Source organism: Borreliella kurtenbachii, from assembly GCF_030437945.2.
GTDB lineage: Bacteria > Spirochaetota > Spirochaetia > Borreliales > Borreliaceae > Borreliella > Borreliella carolinensis.
In genome coordinates this window covers 607,495-626,732 of sequence record NZ_CP124058.1, presented here as the reverse complement: position 1 = coordinate 626,732, position 19,238 = coordinate 607,495, and the positions used below count along the sequence as shown (strand labels likewise).

The following is a 19,238-nucleotide window of genomic DNA, read 5'->3' as shown; positions in this document are numbered from 1 at the left end:
TTATACTAAAATTAATCTTATTTATAAATTTGAATAATATAAAAATCACAAAATAATAACATGACCTTGAATTTTTATCTGATATTTTAATATTATATACATGTTATATATATGTTAATATATTATACACAATAGCATGTCTATAATATATTTATTAATACGTTTAATTAATAACTAGAACTAATAAAAGTTTATAGTTACAACAGGAAGGTATAATTATGAAAAACCACGTTTTATATAAATTAATTATATTTTTAACCACATCTGCAGCAATATTTGCAGCAGACGCATTAAAGGAAAAAGATATATTTAAAATAAACCCATGGATGCCAACATTCGGATTTGAAAACACAAGTGAATTCAGATTAGATATGGACGAGCTTGTTCCTGGGTTTGAAAACAAAAGCAAAATTACCATTAAGCTTAAACCATTTGAGGCTAATCCCGAATTAGGTAAAGACGATCCATTCTCGGCTTACATTAAGGTAGAAGATCTTGCATTAAAAGCGGAAGGCAAAAAAGGTGATCAATTTAAAATTGACGTGGGAGATATAACAGCCCAAATCAATATGTACGATTTTTTTATTAAAATAAGCACTATGACAGATTTTGACTTTAATAAAGAGTCTTTATTTAGTTTTGCACCTATGACTGGATTTAAAAGCACTTACTATGGATTTCCAAGCAATGATAGAATAGTAAGGGGAACAATTATTGCAAGAGGCACCTCTAAAAACATAGGAACAATTCAGCTGGGATACAAACTCCCAAAACTCGACCTTACATTTGCAATAGGGGGAACAGGCACGGGCAACAGAAATCAAGAAAATGACAAAGACACCCCATACAACAAAACATATAAAGGAGTCCTTTATGGAATTCAAGCAAAATGGAAGCCAATAAAAAATACACTTGATCAAAACGAAGATACTAAATCTGTAATTGCAGAAACACCCTTTGAATTAAATTTTGGCTTGTCAGGAGCCTATGGAAATGAAACATTCAATAATTCATCAATAACATACTCTTTAAAAGATAAATCCGTAATTGGTAACGATTTATTGAGTCCAACTTTATCAAATTCTGCAATTTTAGCATCTTTTGGAACTCAATATAAGCTTGGATTAACAAAAATCAATGATAAAAACACCTATCTTATTTTACAAATGGGAACTGATTTTGGAATAGATCCTTTTGCAAGCGATTTTTCTGTATTTGGACACATCTCAAAAGCAGCAAATTTCAAAAAAGGAGCATCCTCAGATCCTAATAAAAAAGCTGAAAATATATTTGATCCAAATGGCAATGCTCTTAATTTCAGCAAAAATACAGAATTGGGAATTGCATTCTCAACAGGAGCAAGCATAGGGTTTGCCTGGAATAAAGACACCGGAGAAAAAGAATCCTGGGCAGTTAAAGGATCTGATTCCTACAGTACAAGACTATTTGGAGAACAAGACAAAAAATCTGGGGTTGCACTAGGAATAAGCTACGGACAAAACCTTTACAGATCTAAAGATACAGAAAAAAGATTAAAAACCATATCCGAAAATTCATTTCAAAGCTTAAATGTTGAAATTTCAAGCTATGAAGACAACAAAAAAGGCATTATAAATGGACTAGGGTGGATAACATCTATCGGTCTTTACGATATTTTAAGACAAAAATCTGTAGAAAACTATCCTACAGTAAACCCAAGCACTAATTCAGACAATCAAGCCGGACAAAGTTCAACAACACAAGCTACAACCCCTAATCTGACATTTGAAGATGCAATGAAGCTCGGCTTGGCTTTATATCTTGATTATGCAATTCCAATAACATCCATTTCAACAGAAGCATATGTGGTACCTTATATTGGAGCATACATTTTAGGGCCCTCTAATAAACTTTCAAGCGATGCTACAAAAATTTATTTAAAAACAGGGCTTAGCCTTGAAAAACTAATAAGATTTACAACAATTTCTCTTGGGTGGGATTCAAATAACATCATAGAACTTGCTAATAAAAACGCAAATAACGCCGCTATTGGTAGTGCTTTCTTGCAATTCAAAATAGCCTACAGCGGAAGCTAACAGCAAAAGAAGGGCCAAAGCCCTTCTTTTTTATCTTTAAATAATTAATAAATTGTTACCTTAGATTTCTTTCCTTGCAAATTTTTTCATAAGCATCTTGAATTTTAATAAATTTATCATTTGCATCTTTTTGCCTTACAGGATCATTTGCAAACTTATCGGGATGATATTTTATAACAAGGCCTTTATACGCCTTTTTAATCTCATCATCACTAGCACTATATGCTAAACCTAAAATACTGTAAGGATTTATAATTTTAATATTAATATCTTTATAAGCTTCATAACCATCAGATTCAAGTTCTAAAAAAACACCAACATAAGAGATAAATTTTTCAGCTTCTAAATTTTTATACCTAGAAAGCCTGTTAATTTCTTTAAGAGAGGCAAAAAGCCATATAAAAAGATCTTTGTGCTGAAAATAGCCAAGCTTAAGAGTATACAAAATTTTATCAGCATTATTATTCTTAGTAATAGCAGAATGAAAGATAGTATACAATTCTGATTTACCACGTTCAGACAAATTCAAAGAATTGATAATAAAATTAATATAATTTAACTGCTCTCCAGTTACAGTTCCCAAAATAGATAGCAATTTGGCCATTAATAAAAAAGAAAGTTTATAAAATTCAAATTCTCTAGATCTAGAATATGAGTAATCTCTTGTAAAGTATATTCTAAAAACGCCCAAAAAACTAAATAATATCAACAAAAAAGGAAATAATAGAAAAAGCATTGCTATTAAAACAGGATTAAAAATAAAAATAAACAACAACACTAAAAAAAACATTCTAATTAGGCTTGGCATTTATTGATCACAACCTCCAACGCAATCAAGGTATGTCAAAATCTCTAATAAATTTTACAACTTCCTTTTTTATTTGTTTTAATTCAATATCAGACTTTGCCTTTAAAGCTCTAACAACAAATTTAGCAGCATTTAAAGAGTCACTTTCATTTAAGCCTCTAGAAGTAATAGCAGCGCCCCCAATTCTAATGCCAGAAGCCAAGGAGGGGCTTTTCTTGTCAAAAGGAATAGCATTTTTATTTAAAGTAATATTTACACTCTCGAGTAATTTCTCAGCATCAGCACCCGTGAGACCCGAACTACTAAGATCAACCAAAAATAAATGATTGTCTGTACCTCCACTAACAATCCGAAATCCTTCTGATTTGAAATATTCAGCCATAACTTTAGTATTTTTTATTACGTTAGCAATGTATTCTTTAAAATTTTCCTGAAGAGCCTCTTTGAATGCAATAGCCTTACCCGCAATAATATGAACTAAAGGGCCCCCTTGAGTTCCAGGAAAAACTGTAGAATTTACAGCATTAAACAAGGACTTCTCTTTTCCATTAAAGTTTACTGATTTGTCAAAATCCTTTCCAGAAAGTATTATTCCGCCTCTTGGGCCTCTTAAAGTTTTATGCGTAGTACTTGTAGTAAGATGCGCCACATCAATTGAGGAATTATGAAAACCGGCAACAATAAGGCCTGCAATATGAGCAATATCACACAAAAGATAAGCAGAAACATCATCTGCTATTTCTCTAAATTTTTTAAAATCAATTTCTCTTGAATAAGAAGAAGCACCGGCTATTATTAAATTTGGTCTGCAATCTCTAGCTATCTTAAGAACTTCATCATAATCAATTAGCTCAGAATCTCTAGAAACACCATAAAAATAAGTATTAAAAAATATACCAGAAAAATTTACTCTGCTGCCGTGAGTTAAATGTCCTCCATGAGATAATTGCATACCAAGAATTCTGTCGCCTGGGCTAATAAGAGCCATTATGGCAGCCATATTGGCCTGAGACCCGCTATGCGGTTGAACATTGGCATACTTTGCGCCAAAAAGCTCTTTTGCTCTTGAAATTGCCAAAGTTTCAATCTCATCAATAAAAGAACAACCACCATAATATCGATTCAAAGGATATCCTTCAGCATACTTATTGGTTAAAATACTCCCAGCGGCCTGCCTTATCTCCAAAGACGTAAAATTTTCAGAAGCAATAAGCTCAATATGTTCTTTTTCTCTTAATTTTTCTTTCTCAATTAAATTAAATATTTGATCATCCCTCATTTAAAATTATCCTCCAAAACAAACCTATGCATTAAAGAATACGATCCGTTTGTCAAGCTTTTATACTTTAAAAACCCAGAATCTAAATATCCGTCAAAAAATTCATTTTTATCATAGTCCTCTTTGCATCCATATTGAATATAGTTCTCAGACATGTTCAAAAAATACTTAGAGCTATCATTAAATAATACTGCATTTATTATATCAAAATATACAAAGCCAACCCCAGCTAAAAAAAATTCAAACCAAAAATGCTCATTTAATTTAAGAGAATTAGAATCATAGTAAAGCCCAACTATATTTCTCAGTGGAATCTCGTACTTTAAAAATAATAAATTCGTAAGAACTATTAAATTGCTAGATGAAATTTTTCCCGCTTTAATAGAATCCTTTAAACTTAAATTATTCTCAACAATCTTAAAATTCAAAGTCAAAACATCAATAATTGCTTTAGCCAACTTATAAACTGAATTACTACCATCCGTCTTAGATAAAATTAGAGAATCTAACGGCATTAAATCAACAGAGCTGTAAGATAAATAATCTTTTTTTTTATCTTGAACATGTTTTTTGTACTCTTGATTATCAATATCTCTATTAACATCAATGCTTTCTAAATATTTCGCATCTAAAAATTCCAAATTAAGTTTAGAAGTCTTTATCCTAGTCTTAAAAATAAATTTATTTGTCTTTAGGTTTTCAAAAAATAAATTACCAATATTAAAATCAAGCTGTTCATTGCTGAGGTCTACAATTTTTTGACGCTCATTTTCAATTGGTCTTAAATAGAAGATATTAAAATTAATATCTTCGGGATTTGAATCAAAATTACTACTAACATCTTGACTAAAATAAATCTCTTCAATTATTGTAAACTCTTTCGAATCAGTCAAAGTCCACTTAAAAAAATCATATTTAACAGAAAATGGAATTTTATTGCTTTGAACATTGTCCAATAAAACATAAAGCTTCCCACCAGAATTTAAAGTTTTAGGAGAAATAAATTCTAACTTATTCTCAGAAACATCTAAAATATTTTGAGGTAAAATTGTATAAAGCTTGTCCTTAGTTTCAAGAAAAATCTTAATAGTACTAAAATGTGAAAACAAATTCATACCCTGTAATAAAGTTAAAGAATTTGCATTTAAAGTTATTTTATCCTCTGAAAAAATAAAAGGCATATTTTTCCTATTAAGCTTAACAGGAACTTGCCTGCTGATAACAAGAAAAAGTTCGTTGCTAGTACCCCTTTCGCCTTTTACAAAAATAAGTCCGGAATTTACTTCATCTGTAATTTTAAAAACTATTTCGGTGTTATTCCAACTAATAATGCTACTTTTAACCAAATAATTATTGTTGATATTAATCTCTCCCGTACTGTAGCCCAAATTATTTCCTTTAATAACAATAATATCCTTGTGAGAAGTGGGAATTGGAGATATATCATAAATAATTGGCTTTGAATAAAATAAAAATCCAGAAAAAACAAATAAAATCAAAAAAATAATAAAAATTAAGCTTAAATAAAAATATTTGTTTTTTAAAAAAATAGCCAAATATTAGCCTCTTTTAACCTTAGTTCCTTCCTTAGTATCAACCAAAACAAAACCTTTTTGGGCAAAAAAGTCCCTAATTTCATCGGCACGCTTAAAATTTTTTTCACATTTAGCTATTTTTCTCTCTTCAATCAAAGTTTTCATATTCTCATCAATAACTACATTATGGTTTTCTAAATTTTTTAAAATTTCTTCTCTCAGATTAAGTGATATAATCTCATCAAAAATAAAAGCTAATCTAAGCTTTGAAACAAAGCTTAGACTTTCAGATTTAATTATCTCCCAAAGTAAAGCCAATCCTTGAGAAACATTCAAATCAAAAGAAACTTTTTCTACAAAAGAATCATAATATTCTTTTTCTAAACTAAAATCAAAATTTTTTAAATCCCTATTAAGTATATTTAAATCATCTAGATCTAAGGATCCATAAAAATAACTTAGCCTGTTTATCAAATTTTCTCTAGCAATCTTGCTTGCTTGAAGATTGTCCAATGAAAATTTTAATTGGTTCCTGTAGTGTGACGTCAAGCATAAATATCTAAAATCAAGAGGAGAAAAATTTTGATCTTCCAAGTCTTTAACTGTAATAAAATTTCCACGTGACTTTGACATCTTATTATAATCCATAATCAAAAATTCTCCATGAACAAAGATATCACACCATTTCTTATTCAAAAAACACTCTGCTATTGCTATTTCATTTATGTGGTGAACTCCAATATGATCAACTCCTCCCAAATGAATATCAAGCGTATCTTTGAAGTACTCCAAATTCATAGCAGCACACTCCAAATGCCAACTTGGATAACCAAATCCCCAAGGAGAATCCCATCTCATCTCCTGATCTTTAAACTTAGAATTAGTAAACCATAAAACAAAATCGGTTTTATTCCTTTTAAATTTATCAATATCAACTCTGGGCAAGGTCATATTTTTATCAACAAGATCAATGCCGGCCATCTCGCCATAGCTTTTAAAACAAGAAGTATCAAAATACACATTGCCATTAGAGAAATAAGTAATTTTTTTTTCTTCAAGAATTTTAACAACCTCTATCATGATGGGAATATGTTTACTTGCAATAAGAACTTTGTCGGGATATACAACGTTTAATTTTCTACAATCGTTAAAAAAAGACTCTGTAAAAAATTCACTAATCTCATAAGCTGTAAGGCCCTTTTCTCTTGCTGTCTTGGCAACTTTGTCTTCTCCATCATCAAGATCACCCGTTAAATGCCCAATATCTGTAATATTCATAGCATAATTAACTTTATATCCTAAAAACCTTAAAGTTTTAATTAATAAATCTCCAAAAATATAAGTTCTAAAATTTCCGATGTGAGCATAATTATAAACAGTAGGCCCGCAAGCATACAATTTAACATTTTCAAAATTTGTTAATTCTGAAAAATCCTTTGTTCTAGTATTATATAACTTCAAAATCATACATTTCTCAAAATTGAAAAAATAAAAAATCTAATTTATTATTAAGTACGTATGCCTAAAAGCCTAAATAATTTTCTTAAAAAAATCAATATTAAGCCCCAAACAAAAAATCTAGCTGACTATACAACATATAAAATTGGAAACATTTCAAAATTATTTCTCACCCCTAAAAATATTAAAGAAGCTGAAAATATTTTTAAAGCAGCAATAGAAGAAAAAATTAAACTATTTATTCTTGGGGGAGGATCAAATATTTTAGTCAATGATAACAAAGAGCTTGATTTCCCAATAATATACACCGGACATCTAAACAAAATAGAAATTCACGAAAATAAAATTATCGGCGAATGTGGTGCAAATTTTGAAAATTTATGTAAAATTGCGCTTGATAACAGCTTAAGTGGCCTAGAATTTATCTATGGACTACCTGGTACACTAGGAGGCGCTGTATGGATGAATGCTAGATGCTTTGGAAATGAAATCTCTGAGATACTAAAAAAAATTACATTTATAAATGACAAAGGAAAAACTATTTGCAAAGAATTTAAAAAAGAAGACTTTAAGTATAAAATATCGCCTTTTCAAAATAAAAACTTTCTTATATTAAAAATTGAATTGAATTTAAAAAAAGACAATAAGAAAATTATTGAAGAAAAAATGACTAAAAATAAACAAGCAAGAATAAATAAAGGCCACTATTTATTTCCAAGCAGTGGAAGCACTTTTAAAAACAATAAAGCATTTCTAAAGCCTAGTGGACAAATAATTGAAGAGTGCAAGCTCAAAGGATTAAGCATTGGGGGCGCTACAGTATCTAAATATCATGGAAACTTTATTATCAATATTAATAACGCTACCTCCAACGACATAAAAAGCTTAATTGAAAAAGTAAAAGCTGAAGTCTACTTGAAAACTGGGCTTTTACTTGAAGAAGAAGTTCTTTACATAGGATTTAAATAATCAAAAAAACTAAAAAAGAATATTTTTAATCTCGTCATTAATCTTTTGAATCAATTCTTTTGTCTTTAATATCTTATCCTTAGAAGATTTCACCAAAGATGAATATTCTTGAAGAGAATTTACAGCATCCAAATTAATCTTAGAAACTTTAAACTCTTTTAAATCTTGGTTAAAGTTGTTAAACTTACTACTAACAAAATAATGGTTATTAAATATTTCTTTATACATATTCTTAGCATCTCTGATCTTAGTATCGTGAGATAAATACCTTTCTTTAAACTCACCAATTTCTTTAAAATGCTTAGCAAGAGTAAGATCTACTTTCTCGTGTCTTGAAAAATTGTTATCCACATTATCTTGAATATCTATGAAATTTTTATAAATTGTATCAATCTCTGAATTGATTGCTGCAATAATGCTATCGACCGTTTTAAGTTCATCTTTAATAGTTTTAGAATATTTTCCAGAATTAATAGCAAGCTTTCTAATCTCCTCAGCAACAACTGCAAAACTTTTACCTGCATCACCTGCTTTTGCTGCTTCAATTGCTGCATTCATAGCAAGCATATTGGTCTGAGCTGAAATTGAAACCAAAAGTTTATTTACACTTTGCAAACTATTTGTTTGAGACAAAAGATCTGCAAAATTTTTATTCACATTTTCAAAAACAATATTTAAATCAAAAACCTTACTTTTAATATTTTCAATATCAGCAGAATTTATAGTAGCAACCTTATTAAAAATTTCCAAATTTTTATCTATGCTATAGAAAAAACTAACATTCTCCTCAAAATTTGAAGAGATTTCTGATATATACTTATTGTGATCATTAATCGGATCAGCAACAGATTCAAAGCCTTTTAAAATATCAACAATTGACTTTTCAAATCTAGAAAAAGTATCCCTTAGTTGTTCGTAAGCTAAAATGCTAGAGTCTATACTCTCAGTATTTGATATAGCAGTCTCTATTTGTTTTAAATATTCATTTAAATCTTCAGAATAAAATTTTATCTTCTCAAAAGATTCATTACTCTTAGAGGACAGATTATCTAGCTTTGAACTGATATAAGAAATAATAGAAGAAGAATACTTAACCTCTAAAGGAGGCTCAAGACTAAAAGGATCGCTTTTTGATTTTTGATAATCAACAATTCTGTTAAAATCATTAATCAATGAAAAAACAAAAGTTTTGCACAAATAAAAGATAATTGCAAAAGATAATAATAAAAATACAAAGAATATAATCCAATTTGATTTAAACATAATAGGAATGGAATTGACATTTAAAATCAACCCTTGAGTCAAAAAATCATCGGTTTTTACAAAATTTAAAGAATACAAATCTCTTTCATAATTAAAAGTGTACTTAGAGCTAGAAGAATCTTTTTTAGCATAAGCTATAACTTTTTTTAAAAAATTCTCATTATAAGATGGAGAAAAAGATTTGGCATGAAGATTATTAAAGTTTAAAAAAATGGGCATATGATTTCTATCAAGCATAAAAAAATTATAATTCTTACTGCTAAATTTAAGAGAAGAATACAACTGATTTTCAATAATATCTAACGACTCATCAAAGCATACTAAAATCCCTATTACACCCAATGTTGCAACAGAATCTCTAACTGGAAAACTTATTATAGAATAAATTTTTCCGTCTATTATCATGTATCTTGAATAATATTTAGAATTTTTTTCTACAGGAACAGAATAAATTGGATCCAATCTAACATCTTTTAAACCCAAAGATGAAAAATTTGAATTTGATATTAAAACATTTTTCCCTATAGGAATATAAAATACGCCTTCAAGCGAATCTTTTGCCAAAGGAATAGTTTTAAAAATTTTATTTATAGAGTTAAATTCTCTTGACTTTAAAAACAAATCACTATTTTCATCTAAGCTATCACCCAATTTTAAACTTGAAGACAAAAGAAAGCTTTTTGAAGAATTAACTAATATCCCAAACCTATAGCTATCTTTTACAAGCTCTTCAAGAAACCTAGAAGATTCCGAATATTTGGCTTTAATAACAGCAGAAATACTGTTTAAAAACAACTTAGAATCAAATTTAAAGCGATCCAAATACTCATTTTTATAATTCATATAAGCATAACCTATGAATAAAAAATTTAAAAAAAGAAATCCAAATAAAACTAGATAAAGAAATCGTTTAGTATTTTTCAGATTAACATCTATTAAATTCTCATCTATCATAAAAGCTCTCCAAACATAAAATTAGTATGATTAAAATCTTAAAACAAACCTTTCACCTTCATAAATCACATACAAATAATTACTAATAACAATTGGCAAATTAAACCTTTCTTTCTGAATCTTAAAAATTAAATCCTTCAAATATTTGCAAATAATTATTTTATTATTTAGTTACATGCATATATAATTATATAATAAAACATATAGAATACTAAAAATTTAATGTTTTAAAAATTTTATGAAAAAACAAAATTTTGAGGGGACTTAGTGAAAAGAAAGAAACTTAACTCTAGCCTTTTTTATAAATTCAATTTTATAATCCTGGCATACACAATAATCATTATTGCAACAACCTTTTTGCTACTAGATCAAGGCTATAAAAAAATTATAACAAAAGAACTTCAAGACTTCACAAAATTCATTAACCAAGCAATGATCAAAAGCTTTTCTGATGAATCTAAAGAAGTAATAAAAGCTTTAAACATATTAACAGCCAGATATGATTATAGATCCGCAATTCTGAATAACAAAAGCGAAGAACACTTAGTATCTGACAAAATTTTAATTACACTTCCGTCTTTTATTAAAATAATAGAGTATGCAAACAAAGATGGATACATAATCGCATCAAGCGAAAAAAAAAGAACTGGTCAATACATAAGCTTAAAAGAATTGCTTCTGGGCAAAGCTATAACTACATTGCAAATTTCAATTCTGCACAACAGTTTAGTAAAAATAAACAACAATTTTTATATTCCAATAGCATATAAAATAACAGATTCAAAAAAATCTAATATTGGATATATTATTTTATATGCTGACATTTCAGAAAAAATTGCCGAACTAAAAGAATATCTTTTGCTGCTTTTGGAAAACTCCTTGCTAGAACAAAATGCAAGCAGCCAAAACTCATCAAAATACTTTAACGTGTACTTAATAAACAGCAGTGGGGATGCATTTGGAGGAAAAGATGAGGTTTTAAAAAACATAAAACACATATTTGGCTTTAACGCAAAAACATTAACTCAAATATTAAGTGCATTATCTCAAGGGAAAACAAATTACAATACAAGTAATTCAAATGAAATAATCTCACTAGCAAGGATCACAACATCTCATTGGTACTTAGGAATAAAAATAGATTATAACAACATATTTTCAAAAGAATTTAAAAATATGAGATTAGTTTCACTTTCTATTATATTTATTTTGGTAATAATTTTTATATTAATAATGATATCAACCATAAAAACTTTAATAATATCAAAAATAGACAAACTCAATGTTGTCATTCCAAAGGTTAAAACCGGCGACTTAACATTTAAAATCGAATCAAAAGGCAAAGATTCAATAAGCTCAACAATAAATCTTTTTGGGCATTTTATTGAAAATCTAAAACATGTAATTAATTCGCTACAAGAACGAGTAAAATTGCTTAAAGAAAACGGAGACCATTTATTTAGCGAGATAAACAAAACTCATAATACAATTAAAAATTCAAATCAATACATAGAAAAAACACAAGAAGAAGTAGAAAAACAGGTAGAATTCATCTCTAATACAACAAATATAATTGAAAGTCTTTCAAAAAATATTTCATCTCTTGATAATTCAATTGAAACTCAAGCCGCAAGCGTTGAACAATCCTCATCGGCTATCGAAGAAATGATAGGAGGAATCCAATCAATAACGGAAATAACTCAAAAAGCTGCAAAAAGCACAGAAGAACTAAAAAGATTTTCTGATGATGGACGAAAAAAACAAGAAGAAGTTATTACTCAAATCAAAGAGATTTTCAAAAACTCAACAAGATTACAAGAAGCAAACTCTTTAATTTCATCTATAGCAAGCCAAACCAACCTACTCTCAATGAACGCTGCAATTGAAGCATCTCATGCTGGTGAAGCTGGAAAAGGATTTGCCATTGTAGCAGAAGAAATAAAAGACCTAGCAGAACAAGTAACATCACAATCAGAATCTGTTGCCTCATCAATTAATGAAATAATGGATTCAATAACCAAAACCGTAAACACCTCTGAATTAACAAATAAAGCTTTCAACCAAATATTCGATTCAATCAATTTAGTTGTTCAAGTAATAGAAGAAATAAATCATACAATGCAAGAACAATCAATAGGTAGCCAAGAAATTTTAAAGGCCTTAAATACGATGCGGGAAATAACATATGAAGTAAAAATTGGTTCAAATGATATGTTTAGAGGCAACAAAGAAATCATTAGCACTATTAAACTGTTGGGAGAAATTAATATTACAGTCTCAAGCTCAATGAAAGGTTTAAAAGAAGAGATTAATAAACTGGTAGAAGCAATTGAGCGTATCAAGGTTTTAGGAACTACAAATTCAAGTCACATTTCTGGAATTAGCGAAAGTACAGATCAATTTAAAACCAAATAAACTAGATTAAAAGGAAATAATATGCAAAAAAAAACTTTTTATAATACTGAAAAATATCTTAAAAGCCATTTAATGTTATTTCCTATTTTTGCTTATACAAAAAACTTTTTAGATGCTAGTATTGCATCTGTTTGGATTTCAATATGCATTATACTTCCTGCCCTAATAATCAATCAAATAGAACTGAAAAAATATAAAAGCCATATATTAGGGATATATCTATTAATAATAGGAATTTTTACCAGTCTAACTTACTTATTCATGTTCTATTTAACACCAACACTATACAAAGAATTTAAATTTTCAATACCCATTTTAATAGCCATAATAATATCATTTCATAAAAATGAACCTTTTAAGACCTTAAAAAATCCATCAATGGTAATTAAATATTCTAAAATTCCAATTTTAATTTTCATTGCCTTAAGCTCAACAACCTCACTTATTAGAGAAATATTAAGCACAGGAAATTTAAAGCTTTTTAACAATGAAATAACTATAATAAAGGAGCTTACAAATACAAAAATGTCACCTCATAGCTCAAACATTTTTATTGTAGCGTCTTTAATTTTACTATTAATCAATATACTAACAAGTGTTAAAGAGAAAAAAATTACTAAAAGTGTTAAAGAGGAAAAAAATGAATAAAGGTGTTAAAAAAAAGATTAAAGACGAAATTAGCATTATAGTTGCCGATCTAGCATTATCAAATAACATAAAGCTAAATAATATCAATATAAATATTCAAAAACCTCCAAAAAGTGATCTGGGAGATATTTCTATATTAATATTTGAGCTTAGCAAAACTTTGAAACTTCCTATTGAAACCATCTCTGAAGAAATAATAAAAATCCTTAAGGCTAAATACGAAATTAAAGCTATGGGACCTTACCTAAACATCAAAATTCCTAGAAAAGAATATATAAAAAATACAATACAAATGGTAAATGCCCAAAAAGATAACTATGGAACAAGCAAATATCTAGACAATAAAAAAATAATATTAGAGTTTTCATCGCCAAATACAAACAAGCCACTGCATGTGGGACATCTTAGGAATGACGTAATAGGAGAAAGTCTGTCAAGAATATTAAAGGCTGTAGGTGCAAAAATTACAAAAATAAACCTAATAAATGACCGAGGAGTGCATATCTGCAAATCAATGCTTGCATACAAAAAATTTGGAAATGACATCACCCCTGAAAAAGCTTCTAAAAAAGGAGACCATTTAATTGGCGATTTTTATGTTAAATACAACGAATACTCACAAGAAAATGAAAATGCTGAAAAAGAAATTCAAGATCTGCTTTTAAAATGGGAACAAAAAGATACAAGCACAATTGAACTTTGGAAAAAACTAAATAACTGGGCAATTGAAGGAATAAAAGAAACTTACAAAATTACAAACACCTCATTTGATAAAATTTACCTTGAAAGTGAAATTTTTGAAATTGGGAAAAATGTAGTGTTAGAAGGGCTTGAAAAAGGATTTTGTTATAAACGAGAAGATGGCGCAATATGCATTGACTTACCCTTAGACTCAAGCGAAAAAGAAGACGCTAAAATAAAACAAAAAGTACTCATAAGACCAAACGGAACATCTATTTATCTTACCCAAGATTTAGGAAATATAACAGTTAGAACAAAAGAATTTAACTTTGAAGAAATGATTTATGTAGTTGGAAGTGAACAAATTCAGCACTTCAAAAGCTTATTTTTTGTATCAGAAAAATTAGGAATTTCTAAAAACAAAAAGCTTATTCATTTATCACATGGAATGGTTAATCTTATTGATGGCAAAATGAAATCAAGAGAAGGCAATGTAATTGACGCGGATAATTTAATCTTAGAGCTAATGGAATCAATAGTGCCTGAAATTACACAAAAAATTGAGAATAAAGAGAGTGCTAGAAAAAATGCTTTAAATATTGCACTAGGAGCAATTCACTATTATCTGCTAAAATCAGCTATACATAAAGATATTGTATTTAATAAAAAAGAAAGCTTATCTTTTACGGGAAATTCTGGGCCATATATCCAATATGTTGGAGCAAGAATTAATAGCATTCTTGAAAAATACAATGCACTTTATATTCCTTTAATAGAAAAAATTGATTTTGAACTTTTAAAACATGAAAAAGAGTGGGAAATTATTAAAATTATATCAGAATTAGAAGAAAATATAATCAAGGCAGCAAAAGATTTAAACCCTTCAATACTTACTAGCTATTCATACTCGCTTGCAAAGCATTTTAGCACGTACTATCAAGAAGTTAAAGTAATAGACATAAACAATGCTGATTTAACAGCCGCAAGAATCGAATTTTTAAAAGCCATACTACAAACAATAAAAAATTGCATGTATCTACTCAATATCCCCTATATGTTAAAAATGTAGACAAGAAAATATTGCAATATTTTCTTGTCTAATATCCATTTAAATCTAAGTCGCTTTTGCTAAAAATTAATTTTATTTTATCTTCATACTTTTGGGATATATAATATCTTTTTAACTTAAGAGTATTGGTAAGCTCTTCTCCAATTGAAAAAGGATCCTGAAGTAAAACAAAGCCTGCTATTTTTTCAAAATTTTTAAAACCTAATTTGGTATTAATAGTGTCTGAAATATGCTTAGAATAAAGCTTATTAACGTCCTCATTGGCTAATAAATCACTTCTAGAAGAAAAAGACACTCCACTGGAATTTGCCCACTTTTCAAGATTATCAAAATTAGGCACAATAACGGCCCCCAAAAATTTTTGATCCTGGCCAACAATCATAATATTTTCAATAAACAAAGATTTGCCCAAAACTCTCTCAAGAGGCTCAGGCTCAATATTTTCCCCACCTCTTAGAACAATTGTATCTTTACTTCTACCAACAATTGAAATTTCATTATTAATTGTTAATCTAACCAAGTCCCCAGTGTTAAACCAACCATCTTCTGTTAAAACTTCATTTGTCTTGGTCTTATCCTTAAAGTAGCCATTCATTATCTGTGGCGACCTTACCCAAAGCTCGCCTTTTTCTCCATAAGACAAAACATTGCCATCAAATCCAACTACTTTGTATTCAACATCTGGCAAAATAGGCCCTACGGTTTTTGCTACAGGGCTCTTAAGGCGCCTAACGCTCAAAATAGGGCCCGTTTCAGTAAGGCCATAACCTTCAAGAACTTTAATTCCTACAGCCTTAAAAAAATAATCAACATAATCAACCAATGCTCCACCACCAGAAACTCCAAATTCAAATTTTTGTCCAAGGGCATTTTTTATTTTTTTAAACACTAAAATATCGCCTAATAATTTAATAGGAAAAATTAAAACAATCCCAACAAATAAAAATACTTTGGAAAAAAGTAAAATAAATAAATTGGTTTTTTTATAAATAGGAGAAAGCCCTAAAAATCTCTCTTTAAGCTTTGCATAAATAATTCCAATTTTTAAAAAGCCTCCAAACACAAGCTTCTTAATAAAAGATTCCGATACCTTTTTAATAATACCTATTCTTATACCTTCCCAAATTCTAGGCACAGAAATAATCATTTGAGGATTTAAAAGTAAAAAATCTTTTAATAACACAGGGCCTATGGGCTTTGAATATGCAATTGCTATGCCCTTTAAAGCAACTATATATTCACAAGCCCGCTCAAAAGAATGCCAAAGGGGAAGAATTGAAATCATTATCTTGCCGGGTTTAAGCGTTGGAAGATAATCATAAAGTCTATCTAATTGAAAAATAAAAGATTCATGTCTCAACATTACTCCTTTTGGCATACCTGTTGTACCAGAAGTATATATTATAGTTGCAATGTCTTTTGAAGAACCTTTTTCAATCTCCATATCAAATGATTTTGGATTAGCTCTTAAATACTCAGCCCCAAGTTCTAATAATTTTTTATAAGAAAATACAGTAATATTGCCCATTTTTTCTTCATAAGATTTATCATCATCAATAACAACAATACATCTCACCAATCTAAGATCATGCTTTTTGGATAAAACTTTGTGAAGTTGCTTATTGTTTTCAACAAAAATAAAAGTAGATTCAGAATGGTTAATGATATAAGTTAATTCATCCTCAGAAGAATCATTTCCCCTAGGAACATCAATGCAGCCTAACCCCAAAGTAGCAACGTCGATTATTATCCATTCTCTTCTAGAATCAGAAATAATTACAACTTTTTCACCCCTTTTAATGCCACAATGCAAAAGCCCAGAAGCCACTCTTTTTGTCTCATTCCAAAAATCAGCATATATTTGCTTCTTAAAACTTTTCGATTCCCCTTCCTTATATATAAAAATATCAAGCTCACTATAAAGAGCCACCGCCTCTTTAAAACGCTTAGGCACAGTATCACTCATAAATCCCCCTCATAACAATTTAAAATTAATTTAAAAAAAGCAACAGGCTGCTAACAATAATATTATAAAAACTATGTATAAAAATCACATAATATACATTTTTATACCTTAAATAGATAAAAGCAAAAAATATCCCTAATATAAATGTAACCAAAAATCCCAAAATTCCATAATATAAATGCCCATAAGCAAAAAACATACTACTAAGAATAGCGGTAACTACAACAGAAAATCCCATTTGTGTAAACTTGGTAATAACAAAAGCCCTGTAAAAAAGCTCTTCAAAAGCTCCTGTAAAAAAAGAGGTAAAAGTCATTAAAAAAAATGCTTTTTTACTGCTAATCTTCCAATTAAATCCAGCATTGTTTTGGAAATAATAGACAAGTACCGATTCTGGTAACAGATATTCAAGTAAAAAAGCTATTAAAAAAATGGCTATCATTGCGGTCAATATTGTTTTAATAAAAATTAAAACAGACTCCCAAATAAAAATAAATTTAAATTTAGGAATAAAAAACTCTACTCTAAAATCATTATAAGAACTGGTAAGTTTAAAAAAATAAATTATAAAAATAATTAAAAAAGATCTTGAAATCCAAAAATAAAAATGATTTTTATCAACATTCCAAAATTCTGAATTAACATTTTCAAAAGGAGATGCCAAATAAACAATGATGTAGGCCAAAAAAAGATCAAGCAAGGCTCGCTTGAATGAATATTTATTTTTTAACAATTGCATAAAGTATTTTAATTAAATAATTATTAATTGTCAACGAATGATTATTGATTGATTAATAAAAACAAATTAAAATTCAAAATATAATTATCTCTAAATAAAAATAAGAATATTATAAATGATTTTAATATTTGTCCTTGTTTCACTTAATTTATCAATTCAATACTATTTAAAACTCAATTTAATTCATTTTAACACAATACTAGCATTATTTTTTATTATAAAAAATAACAAACACTTAGCACTTAGTTTTATTTTTTGCACAATATTGTTATTAGGCTTTCAAGCTAGATTAAATTTTAAAACATTAAAAAAAAATATTTACCAAATAACAAACATTAAAAATTTTAAAAAATATTCAAAAACCATTATAGAAGTAATTGACAATAAATCAAATACATACAAATTTAGCTTCAAAAATATTGAAAATATTTACAAAATAGGAGATTTCATTAAAATTGAAAATCAAAAAATAAAACTTATTAAAAGGACCTTTTTTGCCAAGCTTAGAGAAAAATACACAAACACGTTAAACAATTTTTTTACTACATTAAATCCTAGTTATTCCCATTTTTCAAAGGCAATAGTTTTGAATATAAAATCAGAAATAACAAAATATGAAAAAACATTATTTCAAAATGCAGGAATTGCCCACATTTTAGTAGTATCTGGACTACATTTTTATCTAATAAGTTTAATAAGTTACTATTTGCTTTTAATAATCACAAATGAAAAATTAAAATACTTAATATTAAGCATAATTTTATTAAATTATCTAATATTAACTGGATTTGCACCTTCAACGCTAAGAGCATTTCTAATGACAGAATCTCTTATAATATACAAACTGATTTACGGCAAAATTAATTTAATAAGCTGCACATCTATTAGTTTTATAATAAATGCTTTTTTATTCCCCGAAACACTAAATTCAATAGGATTTAAAATCTCCTATCTTGCAACAATAGGGATATCAGTATCAGTTCATCTAAAAAATAGATACGGGCTTAACAGACTAGCATCATCAATGCTTACAACATTTTTTATTCAAATATTCACCTCACCAGTAATTTATGTTAATAATTTTGATCTAGCGCCAATCTCAATATTGTCAAATTTAATAATTATTCCATTAATATTAATTTTTTTAGCAATAACAATATTAAGCTTAATAACTTACTTTTCAAGCTTAAATTTGTTTTTTCTCCTTGACCTTATCAATGCCTACATATTCCAAACAATAAAAATTACAGCAACATTTTTTAGCAAATTCTTTATAGTCAAGCATCATCAAATGCCTATATTTTTAATATTAAGCATTATTCTTATAACTTATATTATTTATAATAACGAAACTAAAAAAAATTAAAATAATTTAAAAA

Annotated in this window: 13 protein-coding genes; 6 read left to right on the top strand and 7 right to left on the bottom strand. The window is 28.2% G+C overall.

All coding sequences use genetic code 11. The features are described from left to right. The first annotated feature begins 218 nt into the window (after nucleotides 1–218). Nucleotides 219–2,075, top strand: a complete 1,857-nt coding sequence (locus tag QIA22_RS03570) for an integrin-binding adhesin P66 (protein WP_301611826.1) — start codon at nucleotides 219–221, stop codon at nucleotides 2,073–2,075. Between the two features lie 55 nt (nucleotides 2,076–2,130). Here QIA22_RS03570 and QIA22_RS03565 read toward each other — a convergent pair whose 3' ends face one another. From QIA22_RS03565 to QIA22_RS03550, 4 genes are read right to left on the bottom strand one after another with little or no spacing between them, the layout of a single operon-like run. Further along, complete coding sequence (locus QIA22_RS03565; protein WP_301611824.1) at nucleotides 2,131–2,883, bottom strand: J domain-containing protein; 753 nt, start codon at nucleotides 2,881–2,883, stop codon at nucleotides 2,131–2,133. A gap of 25 nt (nucleotides 2,884–2,908) precedes the next feature. Further along, nucleotides 2,909–4,162, bottom strand: a complete 1,254-nt coding sequence (glyA, locus tag QIA22_RS03560) for a serine hydroxymethyltransferase (protein WP_301611822.1) — start codon at nucleotides 4,160–4,162, stop codon at nucleotides 2,909–2,911. Then, a complete protein-coding gene (locus QIA22_RS03555; RefSeq protein WP_301611821.1) occupies nucleotides 4,159–5,718 on the bottom strand; it encodes an IPT/TIG domain-containing protein in 1,560 nt (519 codons plus the stop codon). The genes glyA and QIA22_RS03555 overlap by 4 nt, the downstream gene beginning before the upstream one ends. A gap of 3 nt (nucleotides 5,719–5,721) precedes the next feature. After that, nucleotides 5,722–7,164, bottom strand: coding sequence for a cysteine--tRNA ligase (locus QIA22_RS03550; protein WP_301611819.1), 1,443 nt, complete (start codon nucleotides 7,162–7,164; stop codon nucleotides 5,722–5,724). Between the two features lie 51 nt (nucleotides 7,165–7,215). On the opposite strand from QIA22_RS03550, the gene murB reads away from it, so the two are divergent. Beyond that, nucleotides 7,216–8,124 carry a UDP-N-acetylmuramate dehydrogenase gene (gene murB, locus QIA22_RS03545; RefSeq protein WP_301611818.1) on the top strand — a complete coding sequence of 303 codons (909 nt, stop codon included), beginning with the start codon at nucleotides 7,216–7,218 and terminating at the stop codon, nucleotides 8,122–8,124. 9 nt (nucleotides 8,125–8,133) lie between these two features. On the opposite strand, the gene QIA22_RS03540 is transcribed toward murB, so the two are convergent. After that, entirely contained in the window at nucleotides 8,134–10,341 is a 2,208-nt protein-coding gene (locus QIA22_RS03540; protein ID WP_301611816.1) for a methyl-accepting chemotaxis protein, read from the bottom strand. Nucleotides 10,342–10,608: 267 nt separating this feature from the next. On the opposite strand from QIA22_RS03540, the gene QIA22_RS03535 reads away from it, so the two are divergent. Genes QIA22_RS03535 through argS form a run of 3 tightly spaced genes read left to right on the top strand, consistent with a single transcriptional unit; the run spans nucleotide 10,609 to nucleotide 15,154 of the window. Further along, the gene (locus QIA22_RS03535) at nucleotides 10,609–12,756 is read left to right on the top strand and encodes a methyl-accepting chemotaxis protein (RefSeq protein WP_301611814.1); all 2,148 of its coding nucleotides are present in this window, start codon (nucleotides 10,609–10,611) and stop codon (nucleotides 12,754–12,756) included. Nucleotides 12,757–12,777: 21 nt separating this feature from the next. Further along, a complete protein-coding gene (locus tag QIA22_RS03530; RefSeq protein WP_301611812.1) occupies nucleotides 12,778–13,404 on the top strand; it encodes a hypothetical protein in 627 nt (208 codons plus the stop codon). Beyond that, nucleotides 13,397–15,154: an arginine--tRNA ligase gene (gene argS / locus QIA22_RS03525; protein WP_301611811.1), complete on the top strand. Its 1,758-nt coding sequence runs from the start codon at nucleotides 13,397–13,399 to the stop codon at nucleotides 15,152–15,154. Before QIA22_RS03530 ends, argS begins: the two co-directional genes overlap by 8 nt. Nucleotides 15,155–15,182: 28 nt before the next feature. Here argS and QIA22_RS03520 read toward each other — a convergent pair whose 3' ends face one another. Together QIA22_RS03520 and QIA22_RS03515 are read right to left on the bottom strand one after the other, a co-directional pair. Next, nucleotides 15,183–17,120 (bottom strand): AMP-binding protein, encoded by a 1,938-nt coding sequence (locus QIA22_RS03520; protein ID WP_301611810.1) that lies wholly within the window; start codon nucleotides 17,118–17,120, stop codon nucleotides 15,183–15,185. Between the two features lie 25 nt (nucleotides 17,121–17,145). Continuing rightward, nucleotides 17,146–17,859, bottom strand: a complete 714-nt coding sequence (locus QIA22_RS03515) for a CPBP family intramembrane glutamic endopeptidase (RefSeq protein WP_301611809.1) — start codon at nucleotides 17,857–17,859, stop codon at nucleotides 17,146–17,148. Nucleotides 17,860–17,974: 115 nt separating this feature from the next. Between QIA22_RS03515 and QIA22_RS03510 the strand changes: the two genes are divergently transcribed. Beyond that, nucleotides 17,975–19,225 (top strand): ComEC/Rec2 family competence protein, encoded by a 1,251-nt coding sequence (locus tag QIA22_RS03510; RefSeq protein WP_301611808.1) that lies wholly within the window; start codon nucleotides 17,975–17,977, stop codon nucleotides 19,223–19,225. The last annotated feature ends 13 nt before the right edge of the window (nucleotides 19,226–19,238 follow it).